This window comes from Parasphingorhabdus sp., assembly GCF_039977335.1.
In the GTDB taxonomy this organism is placed as follows: domain Bacteria; phylum Pseudomonadota; class Alphaproteobacteria; order Sphingomonadales; family Sphingomonadaceae; genus Parasphingorhabdus.
This window is the reverse complement of sequence record NZ_JBDWDI010000001.1, coordinates 600,128-617,713: the sequence shown is the minus strand read 5'-3', so window position 1 is coordinate 617,713 and position 17,586 is coordinate 600,128. Positions and strand designations below refer to the sequence as shown.

18 protein-coding genes are annotated in these 17,586 nt (G+C 54.3%); 2 read left to right on the top strand and 16 right to left on the bottom strand.

The genetic code is table 11. The features are described 5' to 3' along the window. Position 1 precedes the first annotated feature (1 nt). The 5 genes from ABJM21_RS02985 to ABJM21_RS02965 all read right to left on the bottom strand — a co-directional run bounded on the left by ABJM21_RS02985 (position 2) and on the right by ABJM21_RS02965 (position 6,973). Positions 2-739 carry an enoyl-CoA hydratase/isomerase family protein gene (locus tag ABJM21_RS02985; RefSeq protein ID WP_348302882.1) on the bottom strand — a complete coding sequence of 246 codons (738 nt, stop codon included), beginning with the start codon at positions 737-739 and terminating at the stop codon, positions 2-4. 117 nt (positions 740-856) lie between these two features. After that, complete coding sequence (locus ABJM21_RS02980; RefSeq protein ID WP_348302883.1) at positions 857-1,705, bottom strand: phosphodiesterase; 849 nt, start codon at positions 1,703-1,705, stop codon at positions 857-859. A 54-nt stretch (positions 1,706-1,759) separates the two neighbouring features. Further along, the gene (locus ABJM21_RS02975) at positions 1,760-3,628 is read right to left on the bottom strand and encodes a cytochrome c3 family protein (protein ID WP_348302884.1); all 1,869 of its coding nucleotides are present in this window, start codon (positions 3,626-3,628) and stop codon (positions 1,760-1,762) included. A 13-nt stretch (positions 3,629-3,641) separates the two neighbouring features. Continuing rightward, entirely contained in the window at positions 3,642-4,475 is an 834-nt protein-coding gene (locus tag ABJM21_RS02970) for a hypothetical protein (protein ID WP_348303362.1), read from the bottom strand. A 47-nt stretch (positions 4,476-4,522) separates the two neighbouring features. Further along, positions 4,523-6,973, bottom strand: coding sequence for a cyclic nucleotide-binding domain-containing protein (locus tag ABJM21_RS02965; RefSeq protein WP_348302885.1), 2,451 nt, complete (start codon positions 6,971-6,973; stop codon positions 4,523-4,525). 277 nt (positions 6,974-7,250) lie between these two features. Between ABJM21_RS02965 and ABJM21_RS02960 the strand changes: the two genes are divergently transcribed. Next, positions 7,251-8,246 (top strand): tetratricopeptide repeat protein, encoded by a 996-nt coding sequence (locus ABJM21_RS02960; protein ID WP_348302886.1) that lies wholly within the window; start codon positions 7,251-7,253, stop codon positions 8,244-8,246. 32 nt (positions 8,247-8,278) lie between these two features. Here ABJM21_RS02960 and ABJM21_RS02955 read toward each other — a convergent pair whose 3' ends face one another. Then, positions 8,279-8,866, bottom strand: coding sequence for a TetR/AcrR family transcriptional regulator (locus ABJM21_RS02955; protein ID WP_348302887.1), 588 nt, complete (start codon positions 8,864-8,866; stop codon positions 8,279-8,281). A gap of 71 nt (positions 8,867-8,937) precedes the next feature. Here ABJM21_RS02955 and ABJM21_RS02950 point away from each other — a divergent pair, with 71 nt between their 5' ends. Beyond that, on the top strand, positions 8,938-9,366 hold the full coding sequence (locus ABJM21_RS02950) for a VOC family protein (RefSeq protein WP_348302888.1): 429 nt from the start codon (positions 8,938-8,940) through the stop codon (positions 9,364-9,366). Positions 9,367-9,630: 264 nt separating this feature from the next. Here the strand turns inward: ABJM21_RS02950 and ABJM21_RS02945 are convergent, their stop codons facing one another. The 10 genes from ABJM21_RS02945 to hemH form a co-directional block, all read right to left on the bottom strand. Next, complete coding sequence (locus ABJM21_RS02945) at positions 9,631-10,299, bottom strand: OmpW family protein (protein ID WP_348302889.1); 669 nt, start codon at positions 10,297-10,299, stop codon at positions 9,631-9,633. Positions 10,300-10,870: 571 nt separating this feature from the next. Beyond that, positions 10,871-12,328 (bottom strand): AMP nucleosidase, encoded by a 1,458-nt coding sequence (locus tag ABJM21_RS02940; protein WP_348302890.1) that lies wholly within the window; start codon positions 12,326-12,328, stop codon positions 10,871-10,873. A 56-nt stretch (positions 12,329-12,384) separates the two neighbouring features. Continuing rightward, complete coding sequence (locus ABJM21_RS02935) at positions 12,385-13,083, bottom strand: ATP12 family protein (RefSeq protein ID WP_348302891.1); 699 nt, start codon at positions 13,081-13,083, stop codon at positions 12,385-12,387. Further along, the gene (locus tag ABJM21_RS02930) at positions 13,067-13,372 is read right to left on the bottom strand and encodes a hypothetical protein (RefSeq protein WP_348302892.1); all 306 of its coding nucleotides are present in this window, start codon (positions 13,370-13,372) and stop codon (positions 13,067-13,069) included. The genes ABJM21_RS02935 and ABJM21_RS02930 overlap by 17 nt, the downstream gene beginning before the upstream one ends. After that, the gene (locus ABJM21_RS02925; protein WP_348302893.1) at positions 13,369-14,022 is read right to left on the bottom strand and encodes an HAD-IA family hydrolase; all 654 of its coding nucleotides are present in this window, start codon (positions 14,020-14,022) and stop codon (positions 13,369-13,371) included. Before ABJM21_RS02925 ends, ABJM21_RS02930 begins: the two co-directional genes overlap by 4 nt. Further along, on the bottom strand, positions 14,019-14,654 hold the full coding sequence (locus ABJM21_RS02920) for an FMN-binding negative transcriptional regulator (RefSeq protein WP_348302894.1): 636 nt from the start codon (positions 14,652-14,654) through the stop codon (positions 14,019-14,021). The genes ABJM21_RS02925 and ABJM21_RS02920 overlap by 4 nt, the downstream gene beginning before the upstream one ends. Then, entirely contained in the window at positions 14,654-15,937 is a 1,284-nt protein-coding gene (locus ABJM21_RS02915; protein ID WP_348302895.1) for an RluA family pseudouridine synthase, read from the bottom strand. Before ABJM21_RS02915 ends, ABJM21_RS02920 begins: the two co-directional genes overlap by 1 nt. Then, complete coding sequence (gene crcB, locus ABJM21_RS02910; RefSeq protein WP_348302896.1) at positions 15,934-16,311, bottom strand: fluoride efflux transporter CrcB; 378 nt, start codon at positions 16,309-16,311, stop codon at positions 15,934-15,936. Before crcB ends, ABJM21_RS02915 begins: the two co-directional genes overlap by 4 nt. A 9-nt stretch (positions 16,312-16,320) precedes the next feature. Further along, positions 16,321-16,584 (bottom strand): ribbon-helix-helix domain-containing protein, encoded by a 264-nt coding sequence (locus tag ABJM21_RS02905; RefSeq protein WP_348302897.1) that lies wholly within the window; start codon positions 16,582-16,584, stop codon positions 16,321-16,323. Further along, positions 16,575-17,585, bottom strand: a complete 1,011-nt coding sequence (gene hemH, locus ABJM21_RS02900) for a ferrochelatase (RefSeq protein WP_348302898.1) — start codon at positions 17,583-17,585, stop codon at positions 16,575-16,577. The genes ABJM21_RS02905 and hemH overlap by 10 nt, the downstream gene beginning before the upstream one ends. Position 17,586 lies beyond the last annotated feature (1 nt).

The following is a 17,586-nucleotide window of genomic DNA, read 5'->3' as shown; positions in this document are numbered from 1 at the left end:
CCTATTTCTTCACAAAGGCGTTGATCCGGTCCTGCATATCCGGGCCTGTGCCTTCATTTTCCATGACTTCCCAGATCAAACCGGCATCCATTGGGTCGGCATCGGTTGCCTCCAGCAGATGCTTATTGGCCGCGTGAGAGAAAGACGAGTTTTCCAAAACGCGTCGCGCCAGCGCTTCGGTTTCAGCCTCAAACTCCGACAAAGGAAAAACCGTCTCAGCCAGCCCGATCCGCAGCGCTTCGTCAGCCAACACAGTCTCGCAAGTGAACATCAGTTTTTTGGCGGTTGCGATACCTACCCGGCGCGGCAGCCGCTGGCTCATGCCCCAGATGGGGGTCAATGCCCATTTCGCATGGGTATCGCCAAATTTGGCATTGTCTGCGGCCACGATAAAATCAGCGGCCAGCGCAACCTCCAGCGCACCGGTATAGCAATGGCTATGCACAGCCGCGATCACCGGTTGCGGCAGTTTTTCCATCATCCGCAAGGTCTCGGAATGCCAGCCGCGCGAGGGCACCTCTTCCCCTTCAGAAATATCATTCAGGTCATGGCCTGCGGAAAAACATTTCCCCGCGCCCCGTAAAATAACACAGCCGACGCTGTCGTCGCGGCGGATATCGGCGATATGATTGCGCAACTGTTTGAAAAGGCCGACTGTCAGGCTGTTCAGCTTGTCCGGCCGGTTCAATGTCAGGACCGCTAATCCATCTTTATCCTCACGCAGCACCAGATCCGTCACAGCAAACCTCCGTTAAAACCATATGATTAGAAAATCATCATGGGTCATCGCGTTCAGTTTTGCCAATGCAAAAATGGATAGTGGAGACGCGCGCGCAAACTATCGCGCCAGCCGATGTTATTCAGGCCGCTCAGCCAGCAACGCCCGCACCAACGGCTGCAAATTCTCGTCATAGCGGGCGAGCATCACATGCTCTTCCGCCGTTTCGAAGTGACTGACCAGTTGTTTGCCATTCCACCAGTGCAGCGCAATGGCGGGCGGATCAGCGACAATCATATTGCGGCCATCGGGATTTTCCGGGTCTATCGGTTCCAGATCAAACGCGACTTGCGGGGCAGTGGAGGCACAAATGGAGAGGCTGGTGCCTTCAAAAGACGTTGAAATATTGCGGTGCAGATGGCCCGTAATCATCCCTTTGACTTGATCATGGCCCGCGATTGTATCCGCCAGCGTAGAGACCCACGGCTCGCGCGGATCAGTGTTCATCCATGCAATACCGGATTCAACCGGCGGGTGATGCAATATCAACAGCGTCGGCTTATCCTGTTTCTCGGCCAGCCGTTCAGCGAGCCACCGTGCACGCACCTCACAGAATGCGCCGCCGTGACGTCCCTCTTCCAGTGTATCGAGAAACAATAGACGCAGCGGGCCATCGTCTATCTCATATTGGACGAAGCCATCTGCCGTCGGTACATCAGGAAATTGCTTTTGAAACGGCGCGCGCAAATCATGATTGCCCAGACACATATGGACCGGAAAGGGCAAGTCAGCAAAAGCTTGCTCGAGCCGCATATAGCTGTCCTGATCACCGCGATCGACCAGATCACCAGTCGCCAGCAATACATCCGGCCGCGGCGTCATTTCGCACAGGGCTTTCAGCGCCTGATCGAGGCGCTTGCGGTTAAATTCTGACGGATTGTCCGGGTCAAAGCCCAGATGAATATCCGTTACTTGCGCCAATAGCATAGGCGCTTCCCCTCTCTCATGTCGCGTTTAGCGACTGTCATCCAATGGTTCTCACTAGCGACTGGCAATTTTCTGCTTTCGAATTTTCACCTTCAGTTTATCCGATGGTTTCAATGCTTCATTGTCATTTGCCACTTTATCCGGCTTTTTGCGTTTGTCCTTCTGCTGCTCCTTGATCAGCCAGGGCGCGCCATCATCGGCATGATAATCATGACACATAGCGCATGTCGATGGCACATCAGCAGTTTTCTCAAACTCGCCGCCATGACATTCGCGGCAGGTCTTGATGCCGGGCAGCAACAAATCACGCGCATTGTCAGATGTCGTCGCAGCATGGCAACTGGTACAATCCTCTTGCGTATGCGCTTCGTGGCTGAACCAGCCCTTATGCATATAGCGATCAGTCTGGGTCACCGGCTTAATGCCATAATCAACCCGCCCGCGCGCGGTCGGCGGCGTTACACCATGGCAGTCAAAACAAGCGCCGCCGCGTGAAAAGACTTGCTGGATCGCAAGATTGGCGCGGCTCGGTCGGAACTGGACGGCGCGCGCATAGTCGCTAGCCACCCGATTGTTGTTTTCAGCACCCGGACGCCGCCGCTTCATACCGCCGAGATTAATCGGCCGCGATGGGCCGGTAGAACGATAATAAGCGCGCAGGTCAGCACGGACCATATCTGGCTCGCCGTGACGCAAGGTCCGCACTGTGCTGCCGATTTCTTCAAATGCGAGACTGTGGCACATGCTGCAATCTTCTTTCATATCAACCGGTTCAAAGCGCACGCCATTGGAATCGGGCGTATGGCAATCCGCACAAGCCAGCGAATCGCCAAAATCAAATTTCGCGGCTAAGCGCCGGCCCATTTGCGCGACCCCGCCAGTTTTAGACAGATGAATGTCATGCGGGAATTTCAGGCCATTATATTCGGTTGGCTTCTTGTCCAGCGAAACCCGCTTGCGAGGGGGATTTTTACCGCCGGGTTCAAGCAGCAACGCAGGGCGAAATTGCGGGTGTGAAATCCCGAAATCAGATGCATTTTCAAGCTTTGTATCCGTCAAACGCCCGTCCATTCCTTCATGGCAATCCGCGCAGAATTTTTGCGCAGTAGGCTGCATAGCACCCTCGCCTTCGTGCTCGGTGTGACATTCAACACACCTGCCGGGTGGTTTGTTAAAGGCCGAAGCGAAAGCCGCGCCGACTTTCTCAAAACCTTCCGGCTCGCCCATAGCGGCGAGCAGGCGGTCTTTCTTGGCATGGTCATGCGCGTCATCTTCATGGCAGGTGAGACAGGTCTTGTCCGTCACCGTTACAAAGGCATCGACATGGCAGGCCTGACAATCGCCCTCGAGGCTGTGGTGTGCCTCACTAAGTGCGCCGGAGGACCACATGGTGTCGGCATGAAAACCTTCTGGCCGTTCTTCGATCCCCTTGTAGGTAGCCCATGTGTAGATGGGCCAGATCAGGAAGGCAGCGAGTACCAGTCCGATAAAGCTCCAAGCACTAATCCGCTTACCAGGCAGCAAGCCTTTAAGCGTGTAAAGCGCGCCCTCTTCACGGTCTTCGGCGGAATCGGATAAAGCCTCGACCCGCTTAACGGTCAGGATCACGCCTTCTTCATCGTGACTAACCGATATGACATGACCGCCAAAACCAAGTTCAGCACCCTTGGCAGGATCAATCGTCGCGGACATTTGATCGCGACCGTCAACCGAGAATTTCTGACCGGAAATGCTTTCAACCTCAATCTCGCCGTCGTCCAATTGGCGGATGACAGCATGATCGGGATTGACCGCAAGGTCGGGCAAGTGGATCGCATTTTGTGTGTTGCGACCGACACCAATTTGTGGCTCCGTGAACGGGTTGGAGCGGATAATCTCCCGGCCATCAGCAGTGACTGCAATTTGGCGAACGATAAAAGTCATAACTATCTCCCGCCTACCAGTAAAAGAAAACGCTGATGATATGCGCCGACAACGATGCGATCAGGGCGAAGGTCATCGGCACATGGACGAACAGCCAGACCTGCAACAGGGCTTTCAACCTGAGATGGCGGCGGACACGAGCGAGTGTCGCTTCCTTTTTCTGCAGCAACGCATCTACTTTATCGAGCGGATCGTCCCCGCCCATGCGCGGCTGATAAGCGCGTTCCCGCCGCAAATCAGCCTGCGCAGCGCGGGTAGCGCAATTGGGATATTTTCCGGAAACTCGTTTGAGGAAACCGCCGCCAAAGGGATCCTGCTCCAGCGATTGCAGCACCAAAGCCGCATGTTCCGCCGATAGCGGTTGAGCCGCTTCATGCAATTGCCGGTCCAGTGAACGCAGGCTTTCGAGCATCTGCGTCTCGGTCATCTCGTCGCGGTTGTTGGATAGGGCCTGCGGGATGGTCGCATAGAAATAGATGCCGAGAATGCCAGAGATGATCACGATCATCATGAAAGCATAGGCCGCCGTATGGATGTTCCAGCCAAATTGAAAACCGGTATGCAATGTGCCAATGACAATCAGGCTGAGGCCGAGATAAATATGCGCTGAGGTCCATGCTTTGAGCGACCATTTTCCCGCTGTCATAGCGCGTTTGCGGACACCGAGCATCGTCAACCATAGGATCAGTCCGGCACCAATCGTACCAAGCGTATAACCGTACCAGCTACCGCCATTATGGCGCGGGGAAACGTCGATGAAGAGATAGCTGACAATCGATACCAGCATGATGAAAGAAGCAATTTTCAGCCACTTATAGCCAGCATGTTTGAGAAAGCCGTCATGCATGGCGACTTTCTTTTTGGCGACGCCGCCGGGAACAGGAACGGAAGCCACTATGCGTCCTCCTGCTCTAACTTAGCGACGGTGAGAAATTCCTCAGGTGCCACGCGGATAGCTGCGCCGGTGGGACAGGCCCGGACGCAGGCCGGCCCCCCCTTGATGCCAGCGCACATGTCGCATTTAATCGCCTTTTTGGGTTTTTCGACATCGGGATCGCTATTTTCCGCTGCCCATTTCTTGTCAGGTTCACCGGGTCCGGGACCAAATCCAAAAAGCAGCCAGTTTAATATACCGGGCTTCTTCGGCGGCACCTTGTCCATGCGGATCACGCCATAAGGGCAATAGCGCTGGCAATTGCCACAACCGATACAGGTGTCATCGATAAACACTTCACCGTCGGGCCCGCGATGGATCGCGTCGGGCGGACAATCGGACATACAGTGCGGATGCTCGCAATGCCGACAGCTGGTCGGGACGTGCAGATGCGCATAGGTTCGGCCAGCTTCGCGATCGAGGCGGCTCAAGCCTTCATGGCTGTCGGCGCAGGCCTTCTCACAATTGTCGCAGCCGACGCAAAGATTTTCGTCGATCAGCAACACGTCGGTCGCTTCGCCAATGCCGTTGTCGACAAGGAAATTGGCAACGCCGGAATAATAATCCACTACGCCAGAGAAACTGTCTTTCTTGGCTTCGACAAAAGCGTTGATATCCTGACGCGCGGCCATTTCCTGTTTTGCCTTGCGCATCAGGTTCGGGTGCTGATCGAGCACCTTCTTGAACGCATCGCCGTTGATTTTAATCACTTCTGACTTAATCGCCGCTTTCACGGTTGCAGTGCGCATGCCGCCCGCGATCAGGGTCATTTCTCCGACATAAGAACCGGCTGGCAGGTAAGACAGGAATACAGGCTTGCCGCCAATTTCCTTTTCGACGACCATCGATCCCACGCGGATGACGTAGATGTCGTTACCCTCGCTGCCTTCCTCGATAATCGCTTCTCCGGCCCTGACGTTCATAATCTCGCTGGTTTCCACCGCCTCAGAGATATCGTCTTTGGTGAGGCCAGACCCGAACATCTGCAGCAACTGGCGTTCCGTCGAAATTCTGGTAATCGCTCGCTTGGCCGCAGGAACGGAGGCTTGCAGTTTTAAAGCGGCGGTGCGGGAAATCTCTACTACTATCAGATCTTCAGCCGCGTTAATGGTTGCCCCGCGGCGGCGACCGGATATCAGGCCAACTTCGCCAAAAATCGAACCCTCTTCAATCGGCACCGTAATCGATGGATCATCGGGATTAATCTCCACCGCCACCGAGCCTTCGGCAATGGCAAACAGCGATGACCCTGGCGCGTTCTTCTCGAATACCACTTCGCCGCGACGATAGCGGCGCGGTTCGCTGTCGAGCATGAATTCGCGCATCTGCAAGGGCGACAGGTCATTGAGAATAGTGACTTTCTCGCGGAAAAATTCCAGCCACTCGTCCACCGACTTGCCGCCAGGAAGACCGCCAAATTTCTTCTCCAAAATCGGCTCATCGGCCGGTTTCAGATCTTTGTTGCCGTTGATAAATTCAATGACATCATAGCCTTGGTTCATACAGTGCTTGATCAAGGGATAGCCAGCCAGCGCACCGATGACATAGATGCCTTTTTTGGTACTTTCGAACGCTGGACTCAGCTTGGGATAAGCCTCCCGGTCTTCGCTGGTAAATTCAATTCCGCATTCTTCGACAAATTTGCGCGGCGGAGCGGAACCCATCCGCGCAATGATCCGGTTGCAAGGAATCGTTTCCTGACCATCGCGTGTTTCCAGAACCAGCTCGCCATCCTTGACTTCGGCCGGTGTGGTCTCGTTGCGGATCATCACCTTGCCCTGCTCGCCCGCTTCCATCAGCAGCTTCACATTAGCCTTTTTTGCGCGCGCAAATTCTGCCGAGCGATTGAGGATCGTCACGATGTTATTCTGAGCCGCATCCGCCGCTAGCCCCAGTGCATTTTCGATCCCGGCATCACCGGAACCGATCACTGTAATATGTTCATCATAATATTCACCGGGATCATCCAGCTGATATTGAACCAATTTATTGTCACCGCCAGGGCAGCGCATCAGATTGGGGTTGCCCTGGGTTCCGATCGCCATGACGATGGTCTCCGCCATGACTTTGTCGCCATTTTTCAAAGTAATGGTGAAGTTGCCTTCTTCCCCCTCTATCTTCACTGGTTCAGCATTAAACTGGACATTGACGCCGCAAACTTCGGTTTGCTTGTCCCATGTGCCCAAAATAGCTTCGCGCTTGCCAGCGTCAAAATCCATATCCGAGCGCAGCACCAACTGGCTGGGCGTCGCCATGACATGCTTGCCTTTTTGATATTTGTAGATGGTGTCGGACAGATGGTCTGTCTTTTCCAGCAGCACATGCTTTAGTTTCAATTGCGCAGCACGACCAGCGGCGCTCATGCCTGCCGGACCCGATCCTACAATCACCACTCGAAACTTTTCCGCCACGCGCTATCTTCCCCCTTTTGCTCTCTCGGCCCAACGCTCCCTCATGCGTTTTCACAGACCAATGCAGCAAACTTTTTCGGCTTTAGCGCGACCCCAAAAGACTTGTCTTGCCAGCATCTTATCAAAAAGCTTTTGATATGCCAGTGGAAAATATCACAAGTTGATCCAGTTCACTCTCTATCGGTGAGACGCAACAAATGACTTGTCAAACCCCCATGGTTGGCGACAATAGATCGCGATGGACCGGGTCGCACCAGTTGAGGAATGAGTTTTACAGATGAGCGAACCAGAAGAAACAGCGAAGCCCGCCAAAAAGACCGGCGGCAATATCAGCCGTATCGCCCTGATATTGGCGGCCATTCTCGCCGTCGGAGCAGTCGGTGTGCAGGTCTATCGCAATATGGGCACTGAAGGTTCAGGCGGCCAAACAAATACAGAAGTGGCGGGCGAGGAAACCGAGCAAGCCCCTAGCGTCAATGAAGTCATCGCGGGTTTGGAAAAAAAGCTGCAGGATGATCCCAAAGATGCAGAAAGCTGGCGCATGTTGGGCTGGAGCTATTTTGAAACCCAGAAATTTGCCGAATCCGCTACAGCCATGAAACGCGCGACAACGCTCGATCCGAAAAATCCTGAATATTGGTCGATGCTCGGCGAAGCACTGGTCATGGCAAGCGATGGCCAGCAAGTGCCTGACGATGCGGCTGATGCATTCAAAAAGGCTCTAGCTCTCGACAAAAGCGATCCCCGCGCGCGTTATTTCCTGGCGGTACAAAAGGATATCGCTGGCGATCATCAGGGCGCGATTAATGACTGGTTTGCGCTGCTCGAAGACACGCCCGCTGATGCGCCCTATGCCGCCGATATTCGCAGGGTGATCGGGCAGGTCGCTGAGAAAGAAAATATCGACGTCGCCGCGCGCCTCGCCAAGGTGGCACCCGCTGCGCCGACGGGCGGTATCTCCACCGACGGCCCGCAAGTCGCTACCGCGGCCATTCCCGGCCCAAGCCGCCAGCAAATGCAGGAAGCTGCCGCCCTGCCCGCTGGCCAACAGGAAGCAATGATCGCCAATATGGTCGATGGGCTCGACAAGAGGCTGCAAAGCAACCCGAACGACGCCAATGGGTGGATCATGCTGATGCGCAGCCGCCAGCAGCTGGGTCAGACCGCCAAGGCCAAGAAGGCGCTAGCTGATGGGTTGGCGGCGTTTAAGAATGATGGCACAGAGGCGAAGCGGATCCGCGAAGCCGGTATGGCATTGGGTGTTGGGGGTTAGATCAGAGACAGCGGCGGAATTGCGTATCTTGTCTATTCGGCCAATCCGTCGATAAATGCGTGCACAATCGGTTCAATTTCTTCAAAATCAAACCCTGCCTCTACTTTAAGAGCCGCGCCATCCAGCATGGAACTCACCAACTCAACCAGCGGTTGCAGAGCCAATGGCTTTATTGCACCATGTTTGAGCGCGGCCTCTAGCCCCTGCCGTAATGACAAGCGTGTAAACCGATCTTCAATTGCCATAAGCTCTTTCTGACCAAGGACAGATGGCCCTTCGATCAAAATCGTTCGCGCACGCCCCTGTGAGGTAATCGCTTTCACAAACGCGCTGGAACCCGTTTTGAGCATATCGATAAAGCTATCTGCATCTTCGGATTCGCGATTAATTTCAATTCCGACCGCTTCGCAATCCTGCTCCACCACAGCGCGAAACAGATCCTGCTTATCCGAAAAATGATGATAGAGCGCTCCGCGAGTAACGCCCGCAGTTTTGACGATTTCAGGGGTAGATGTGGCCGCGAAGCCCTTTTCAACAAAGAGCTTTTTTCCAGCCTTAATCAACAGCTTGCGAGTCTTCTCGGTGCGCTTTTGGTTGGAAATCGCCTTTTTCTCTTGCATACATACAGCCTGTTTGTTACCTAGAGTTAAACATACAATGTGTATGTATAAAAAGAGGAAAGGCAAAGCAAATGAAAACGACCAGCTATTATCCGGTTATCCAGGTGACCGATGTGCAAGAGAGTGCCAAATTCTATATTGATAACCTGCGCTTCAAACCATTGTTCGACAGCGATTGGTATGTGCACCTGCAGTCTATCGATGATGCGGGCGTCAATCTCGCGATCCTACGATTTGATCATGAAACGATCCCCGAGCCGATGCGCCAGGAAACCAAAGGGCTAATTTTAAATTTTGAAGTTGAGGATCCAGATGCTTGGTTTGATCGGGCACTAAAGGCAAAACTGCCCATACTTAAGCCACTGCAAGATGAAATATTCGGCCAACGCCATTTCATCACCCATGATAGTTCGGGAATTTTGATCGATATCATCAAACCGATTCAACCATCGGATGAGCATGCCGCCGATTATACCGATCCCTCAGCCATCGCTACTTGATGTCTTCACTTCAGGCCAATCAAAGGAAAAGCCCATGACCAATCACAACCAGAGATACGCTGCCATTTATGCGCTGATCACAACCGTAACCATTTTGACATTCATTCCCGGGATCATAACGGCGTCTCTTGCCTGACTGGGCGGATCATACCAATGCTGAACAAAAATAATCACGCAAAGACACTAAGCGGCCAAGTTGTCCCTCCTCGGCGGCTTTGTGTCTTCGCGTGATCTCCCCCCAAAGCTATAAGGTCTAGTTCATTCCTATAGCTTAATACCTAGCCCGACACCGACCACGATCGGATCGAGATTGATCTTCACGCGCTGCGTTCCCGCATCGGTGGTGCGCAGGGTTGCGGTGGTGTCGATATCGAGATATTTGACATCGAAGTTCAGCGAAATCCGGTCATTCAGCGGAATATCCATTCCCGCTTGCAGCGCCCAACCGAAGCTGCTTTTCAAGCTCACGTCCGTTTCGCCAACCGCAGCTTCCAAATCCCGCGTCGCCTTTTCATTATAGAAAATTGTATAGTTTACACCGGCACCAACATAGGGACGGATCGCGGCATCGGGTGCAAAATGATATTGCGCCGTCAGGGTTGGAGGCAATACCCAGGTTTTGGCAAGCCTACCAATGCTGCCGGTCGTTCCCGTGACGCCGCTGGCACTGTGCTTCGTGGTGGCAGCGATCAGCTCGAAACCGATATTGTTGGTTGCCATATAGGTGATGTCGAGTTCCGGCGCGGGGCTATTATCCACGCTGACCTGCTCTCCGGGAAAGCCGGGCAGAATTGAACTGCTTTCCTCGCTCGGCATGACATTTATGACGCGGGCGCGCAGCAATATGTCGCCCTGTTCCGCAAAGGCCGGTACAGAGCTAACCGCTATGCCTGACGCTGCCGCAAGGGCGATAAACTTTGTCGTTTTACACATTGAAAAATCCTTCTTACTTAGTCCCCAATGGTGGTTAGGGAGAGCAGGAAGGAGCCGCATTGATCCATCGCAACAATATGGTTGATCTGAGTCAATGGGGTGGATGGACGGTTCTTTTCGCTGTCCTACAGAGCAGCGATTATGGCATGATGTGAACTGAACTCTTTGACAATTGAATAGACTGAATACTCCCCGCGCATGGGTGAGAATTGTGTGAACTTTCGAATTTTTTTTGCGGCGAAAAATGCCCCAAAGGACTATGTGCACTTTGTGAACTTCGTCACGTACAGTGTGAACCGCGATGCTATGTGATTTGTGTGAACTTCGGAATATTTGTTGCGCACCAAAAACGTCCTAAGGACTGTGTGCATGTTGTGAACTTCGTTGGTTTTTAGCGGACTATTCCTCTCCCCTTGAGGGAGAGGAAACGGAGACTTGGCAGCTTGCTGCCTAGTCGAGTTGGAGAGGGGGCTGGCTTGGCGCTTCCTCTCTTACCCCTCTCCAAGATTTTCTAGTCAGTAAACTGACAAGAAAATCTGTCCTCTCCCTCAAGGGGAGAGGAACGTTGTAACTACCGAAACAGAGGTTCACCAAAGCTGCGCAGCTTCCTTGAGTGCAAAGTACCCGCATCCGCTTCCTTGGCCAGCAGATCAATTGTCCGCAAGCCTATCGCCAAATGCTGACCGACCCGTTCCTGATAAAAGGCATCAGCCATGCCAGGCAGTTTGATTTCACCATGCAGCGGCTTGTCAGACGCGCAGAGCAATGTCCCGTAAGGCACCCGATAGCGATAGCCATTGGCAGCGACGGTCGCGGATTCCATGTCAATCGCGATGGCGCGAGACTGGTTTAGACGCTTAGCAATCTGCTCAAAGCGCAGTTCCCAGTTGCGGTCGCCGGTGGTCACGACTGTGCCGGTACGCAAATGTTGTTTGAGTTGCGATTGGTCAATGCCGGTCTCTTCCTGCACTGCCTTGGTCAGCGCCAATTGCACTTCGGCAATGGTCGGCAGCGGAATGCTGGGCGGCAGGACATCGTCGAGGACATTGTCATCGCGCAGATAGGCGTGCGCGAGAACATAGTCGCCTAAACGCTGTGTCCGGCGCAACGCTCCACAGTGACCGATCATCAGCCAGACATGCGGGCGCAGGACAGCCAAGTGATCGGTAATCGTTTTCGCATTGGATGGGCCGACTCCCATATTGACCAGCGTCACACCGGGGCTGCCATCCTTGCGCACCAGATGATAGGCGGGCATTTGCGGTGGCTTAGCAATGGGTGGGCAAGATGGTTTGCCGTCCGCGCCGGTAATCCGGTTACCCGGTTCGACGAGCATTTCGGCCTTGCCAGATTTGACCTCTTCCAGACCAAATTCAATAAATTCATCAACATAGCGCTGATAGTTAGTGAACAGGATAAAGGGCTGAAAATATTCCGGATCGGTCGCGCAATAGTGGCGGATGCGGTGCAGGGAATAATCGACCCGTTCAGCGGTGAACAGCGACAAGGCGCTATCGACATCATCCTGAAAAATCTGACCGCCGTCGACAATCTCGTCATTGGTCTTGACCAGATTGGGCGTGTGGAAATGATTGGGCAGCGCGTCTTTGCGATCCCGGTCGAGACCGCCAGCGGCATTTTCAATCGCAAAGGCAAGCGGGATGGGCGTTTCAGACAGACCGACATGAATTTTCGCGGTAAAGATGCGATTGATCCGCTCCAGTTGGTCGAGCAAATAGCGGCGATAGAGTTTCGGCTGACTGATCGTTGTGCTGTAGCAGTTAATATCGGAAATCCGGCCCGATGCCAGATTGCTGGTCTCAGTTGCTTGATCTGCAGGAATTTCAACCGAGATCATCGGATAGACGCCTTGTTCGCGGTCGCCATCGGACAGGTCGCCCTTGGCATAGCGGGCAAATCGGGCGGTTATCAGATCAATTTGTTCTTGGTAGAGCTTTTCGAGAAGAGCGACGGCCGCTGCCGGGCTGTCGCATAGCGCCATGGACTGGCGTGGGGAAGAAGTGTTCATGTAGTCTCCGTTTACAGTTAAAGGCCTGTACCGGAAAATGCGCCAAAAGGGAAAAGCTAAGTGCGAGAAAGGACAAGAAATTGCACGGCGGAGTGAAATTCAGCCTGTTTGACCGCCCGTGTTTGGGTCGCCAGATCGTCACTTCCCCATTGCTGTTCCTGCCAAAGTTCTTCCAAATTCATCAGTGGCCAGAGCGTATCAGCGTCATAAGCGTTTTCAACCAGTGCCAACACAGCGATCAGCGAACCGGCCAGTCCGACCAGCGAAAGCATCGCCGCTAGCGTGAAGTCATCCTGTGCCTCGACGGCTTCGGATAGCCGGGCAATGGTTTGCTCGGACTGCGACTGATGCATGATGCCGTGAGTTAGAGTGAAGCTGACATCATAACGGGTGCGGGCCCAGCCCAGCAACGGGTCCCACTTCTCGGCCTGATGATCGGACAAGGCCTGTTGGCTGTCGTCCCCGCGATAATAGAGCATATCGCTATCAGAAAATGAGGCAATGCGGCCGACGATACGATTTCGTTCATGGGCAACCTGATCCAGCGCACCCTGCGCCAAAGCGGTTAGCGGCATGGTGGCGGGGTCAATCTCGTCATCCTGTGCAGCCCATTCGGTCGCTATTGCTTCGGCGAGCTTGGCGGTTGGCAGGTGGAGCGGATTACGCGCCGGGGTCTTCACAGGGCGTCCGTCGAGGTGGATGGCAAAGCCAGTATCAGCCGCGACGCTAGCGGCCTCCTTATAAAATCTTTTCATCGCCCGCTTCTTTGCCAGCTTCCTCTGCCACCTGTCGTTTGACGAAAGACCGCACCATCGTAATCGGCATGACCCAAGTCTGTGCAAGGCCGATCACAACCAGCACATAGCCAACTGCCGCTGGAATACCGGCCAGCCGACCCAAAGATATCGCAATGCCCAGCATCAATATCGCAATGCCCAAAAGGCGGATGACGCTGACCATGAAATGCAGTCTCTTTGCCTGCTTTTCCTTTTCAGGGTCAGCGACATAAATCGGATCGTCAGATTTTTCCGGTTGCTGTGTCATCGATTGAGCGTCTCGTATAATTCATCCATGGTTTCAGCTACAATATGCGCGCCGGCAGAGAGCAATTCATGACTGTCATGATAACCCCAGTCGACACCAATTGGCCGAACGCTGGCATTGACGCCCATTTCCATGTCGAAGGTTGTGTCACCGATCATGGCTGTTGTTTCCGCAGCAGCACCGGCTTCGGATATCGCCAGTTCCACCATAGCAGGATGCGGTTTGGACGGGTGCCGGTCAGCGGTTTGCAGTGTAACAAACCGATCCTTCAGCCCATGCGCTTCGAGAACATGATTAAGCCCGCGATCAGACTTGCCGGTTGCTACGCCCAGCACCCAGCCGTCACTGTCCAAACGGTCGATCAGCTGGAGCAGTCCATCATAAAGCGGTTCGTGCACGCTGCCTTTTTGGCGCATTTCGAAAAAGCCATCGCGGTAAGACTGGGTCACTGCAGCGACTAATGCGTCTTCCTGATCGGGCAATAATTGTCGAACGGCTTCCTGAAGGCTGAGACCGACGATACGCCGCGTTTGATGATGGTCGGGCGGGGTCAGACCGTGCGCGACAAAGGCCTGATCCATCGAAGAGCAGATATTCGCCTGGCTATCGACCATCGTGCCATCGCAATCAAACAGGGCTAGCTTATTCATTTGGGGCTAAACTCCCGGATCATGTGAGCAACCGCGCGCCGGCCAATAGCATCCAGAGCATCCGCGGCATTTTCGCGGGCAACGGCAGGCTTGTTCTGGCTAAACTTCGCGGTCGGCCGCCATGCCTTGATTTCCATCTCGAAACCAACGATGGAATCGACCATCTTATCAAATTTTCCCGCATCCATTTTATCGCGATGCCATGGTGTTTTGGGCGCGAGCTTGGCTTCATTCTGTTCCGCTAGATCATCCAACAAAGCAATAAGACCTTCCTGCTCCATTTCGCGAACAGAACCTTCCAATTCCAGTGTAAGATAATTCCAGGTCGGTACTTGATCATCCACCCCGTACCAGTCGGGACTGACATAGGCTTCCGGGCCATTGATCACACAAAGGGCTGTCAAACCCACTAGAGATTTGGTCAGCGCATTGCCGCGTGACAAGTGGAATTGCAGCGCGCCGTCTCCGGTTGAGAAAACCGGAACATGCGCTACGCGGGGACCGTCTGGCGTGGTCGCGAAAATCATGCCGAAGCCGATTTGGGCGATCAGCGCTTCGAGCGCGGCTCGCTCATCGGCATCATTATGGTCATTGCCCGACTTGGGCCATCGAAACGCGGGATCGGGATGCATTAACGGCCCTTTTGCTTGACTTTAGCCTTGTGCGGCATGTTTTTCTTATGAGTGGCTTTTCCGGCATTGGGGCGCTCGCGTTTAGTCGGCTTGCCTGCCTTTGTCGGCTTGCCATCACTCTCGCCTCGCCCGCGCCGTTCGCCGCGCTTGTCTTTGCGGATCTGCTTGGCATGGGCGCGACCTTGCTGTTTGCGCACCATCTTGCCGCCGGGTTTTTTCTCGTCTAGCGGCAAATCGCCCAAGCTGAGATCCAGGCCAAGATTCTCAATCGTCTCGGCAAAATGCGGTGGGAGCTCGGCTTTGACGTCGAGCTTGTGTCCATCAGGATGCTCAATCCGCAACCGCCTTGCATGCAGGTGCATTTTTCGACTGATCGAACCCGTCAGAAACGCATCCTTCCCGCCATATTTGCCGTCGCCGATAATCGGATGGCCAATGGCTGCCATATGCACGCGCAACTGATGGGTGCGACCGGTAAACGGCTGTAATTCCACCCAGCAAGCGCGATTGCCAGCGCGTTCGATAATCCGGTAGCGCGATTTTGCTGCCTGCCCGTTTTCCTCATCGACATGCATTTTTTCGCCGCCGGAACCAGGTTGCTTGGACAGCGGCAAGTCAATCATGCCGTCAGCAATTTCCGGCACGCCCATTACCAAAGCCCAATAGACTTTACGCGCCGTGCGTCCGGAAAAACGTTTGGAGAAAAAGGACGCGGCTCCGGGCGAACGAGCCAGCAGAATCGCGCCACTGGTATCCTTGTCCAACCGGTGGACCAGCTTGGGCCGACCTTTTGCATCATAGGTCAGCGCATCCAGCAGACCATCCAAATGGGTGGTGGTTTTGCTACCACCCTGTGTTGCCAGTCCTGGCGGCTTGTTGACAACAATCGCCGATTTATCTTTGTGGATCACGAGTTCCTGCGCAAAATCAATCTGGTCTTGCGACAACTCGGTGCGTGGTTTGGCAACACGGCCCGGTCGTTCGATTTCAGCGGGTGGGACGCGAATGACCTGCCCTTCGTTGATCCGGTCGCCAGGGCTGACGCGCTTGCCATCCAGCCGCAATTGACCCGTCCGTGACCAGCGCGACACAACGTTAAACGGTACATCTTCCATATGGCGTTTGAACCAGCGATCGAGCCGGATATCATCATCGTCAGCCGACACGGTAAATTGCCGCACATCAAGCACTTTCAGCGCCTGTTTCTGTTCTTTGAGCTTGCCCTGGCCTTTCGGCTTTTCCTCTTCAGAGCCGCTTTCGGCAGTGGGATCAAATGTAGTCATGCTATCGCCCTCACCGCCATAAGCCCCGCAAATAAAGCGAGCACCGAACCGATGACGGACAGCAATGCGTAGCCCAACGCTATGCCCCAATTTCCGCGCTCAATCATATTCAACACTTCCAAACTAAAGGCCGAGAAGGTCGTAAAACCACCCAGCAAGCCGACGCCAAGCAGCAACCGCCACGGCTCATCGACAAAATCACTGCGTGCCAGCACTCCGGCCAACACGCCCATTAACAACCCGCCCAGCAAATTGGCGATCAACGTCCCAAAAGGAAGGCCTGTTCCGCCCCAATGAAAAACCAGCCGCCCGAGATTATAGCGTGCGGCTGCACCAACCGCGCCGCCAGCCATGACAAGAAGGGTTGCGTTCATGACGCTGCCTTAGTCGGCTTGGGCGGAATTTCCAAGCAGATCATGCGTGAGCCACAAGCGGATCGCGGTGGCGAGCCCCGGTGGCTCCTCGGCATTCACCCGCTGAACGTCAATTTGCGCTACCAACGCGTTGATCGGTAGACCCTGTTTTTCGGACGCGACCCTCAGCAATTCCCAGAATAAGGGCTCCAGCGTAATCGACGTCTGATGCCCCGCAATCGTAATGCTGCGCTTCACCGGCGGATGAAAAATATCGTCCGCGCCTAAATCCATCCGGCCAGTTCCCGGCGCGCGAGATTATCAAGCAGATTGATACCGACATCACTGTCATTAAGGCACGGTATATAGGCAAAATGCTTCCCGCCAGCGGCTTCGAAATCTTCTTTGCCGCGTATCGCCAGCTCTTCGCAGGTTTCCAGACAGTCGCTGGAAAAACCAGGCGCAAAAATTGCGACCTTGGTCTTGCCTTCCTGCGCCAATTCTTCGAGCGTCAGATCCGTGGCCGGCTCCAGCCATTTGGCCGGACCAAAGCGCGACTGGAAAGCGATGGTCAGTTCCCGTCCCATCGCTTCGGAAAGCAAACGCGCGGTTTTTTGACAATGACAATGATAGGGATCGCCCAATTCCAACGTTCGCTTCGGCATGCCATGAAAGCTGGCTACCACGGCATCTGGTTCAAAATCGAGCGTCGCCAGACCGGCTTCTACACTGGATTTCAACGCTGCAATATAGGCGGGATCATCATGATAGGGGGGTAAGGTCCGGATTGCAGGGTGCCAGCGCATCGCCTTGACCGCGTCAAATACCGCATCATGCACACTCGCCGTTGTAGCACCGCTATATTGCGGATAAAGCGGCGCGACCAAGATACGATCGCAGCCCGCATCTTTCATCGCCTGCAAGCGGCTGGAGATACTGGGATTACCATAGCGCATAGCCCAGTCAACATGGACGTTTTCGCCATATTTGCCGGCCAAAGCCTCTGCTTGGCGCCGGGTGTAGACGGCCAGCGGTGACCCTTCGTCCGTCCACACCAATCCATAGGCATGAGCCGATTTTTTTGGCCGGGTGTTGAGGATGATTCCGCGCAATATCGGCTGCCAGATTATATCCGGTATCTCGACCACGCGCTTGTCGGACAAAAATTCTTTCAAATAGCGTTTTACCGCCTTTTTATCTGGTGCGTCGGGTGTCCCCAGATTGACCAGCAACAGGCCGACCTTCCCCGTCGCAACCGGCGGATGGCCTTCGGGCAAGTGATCAAGAATTTGCATA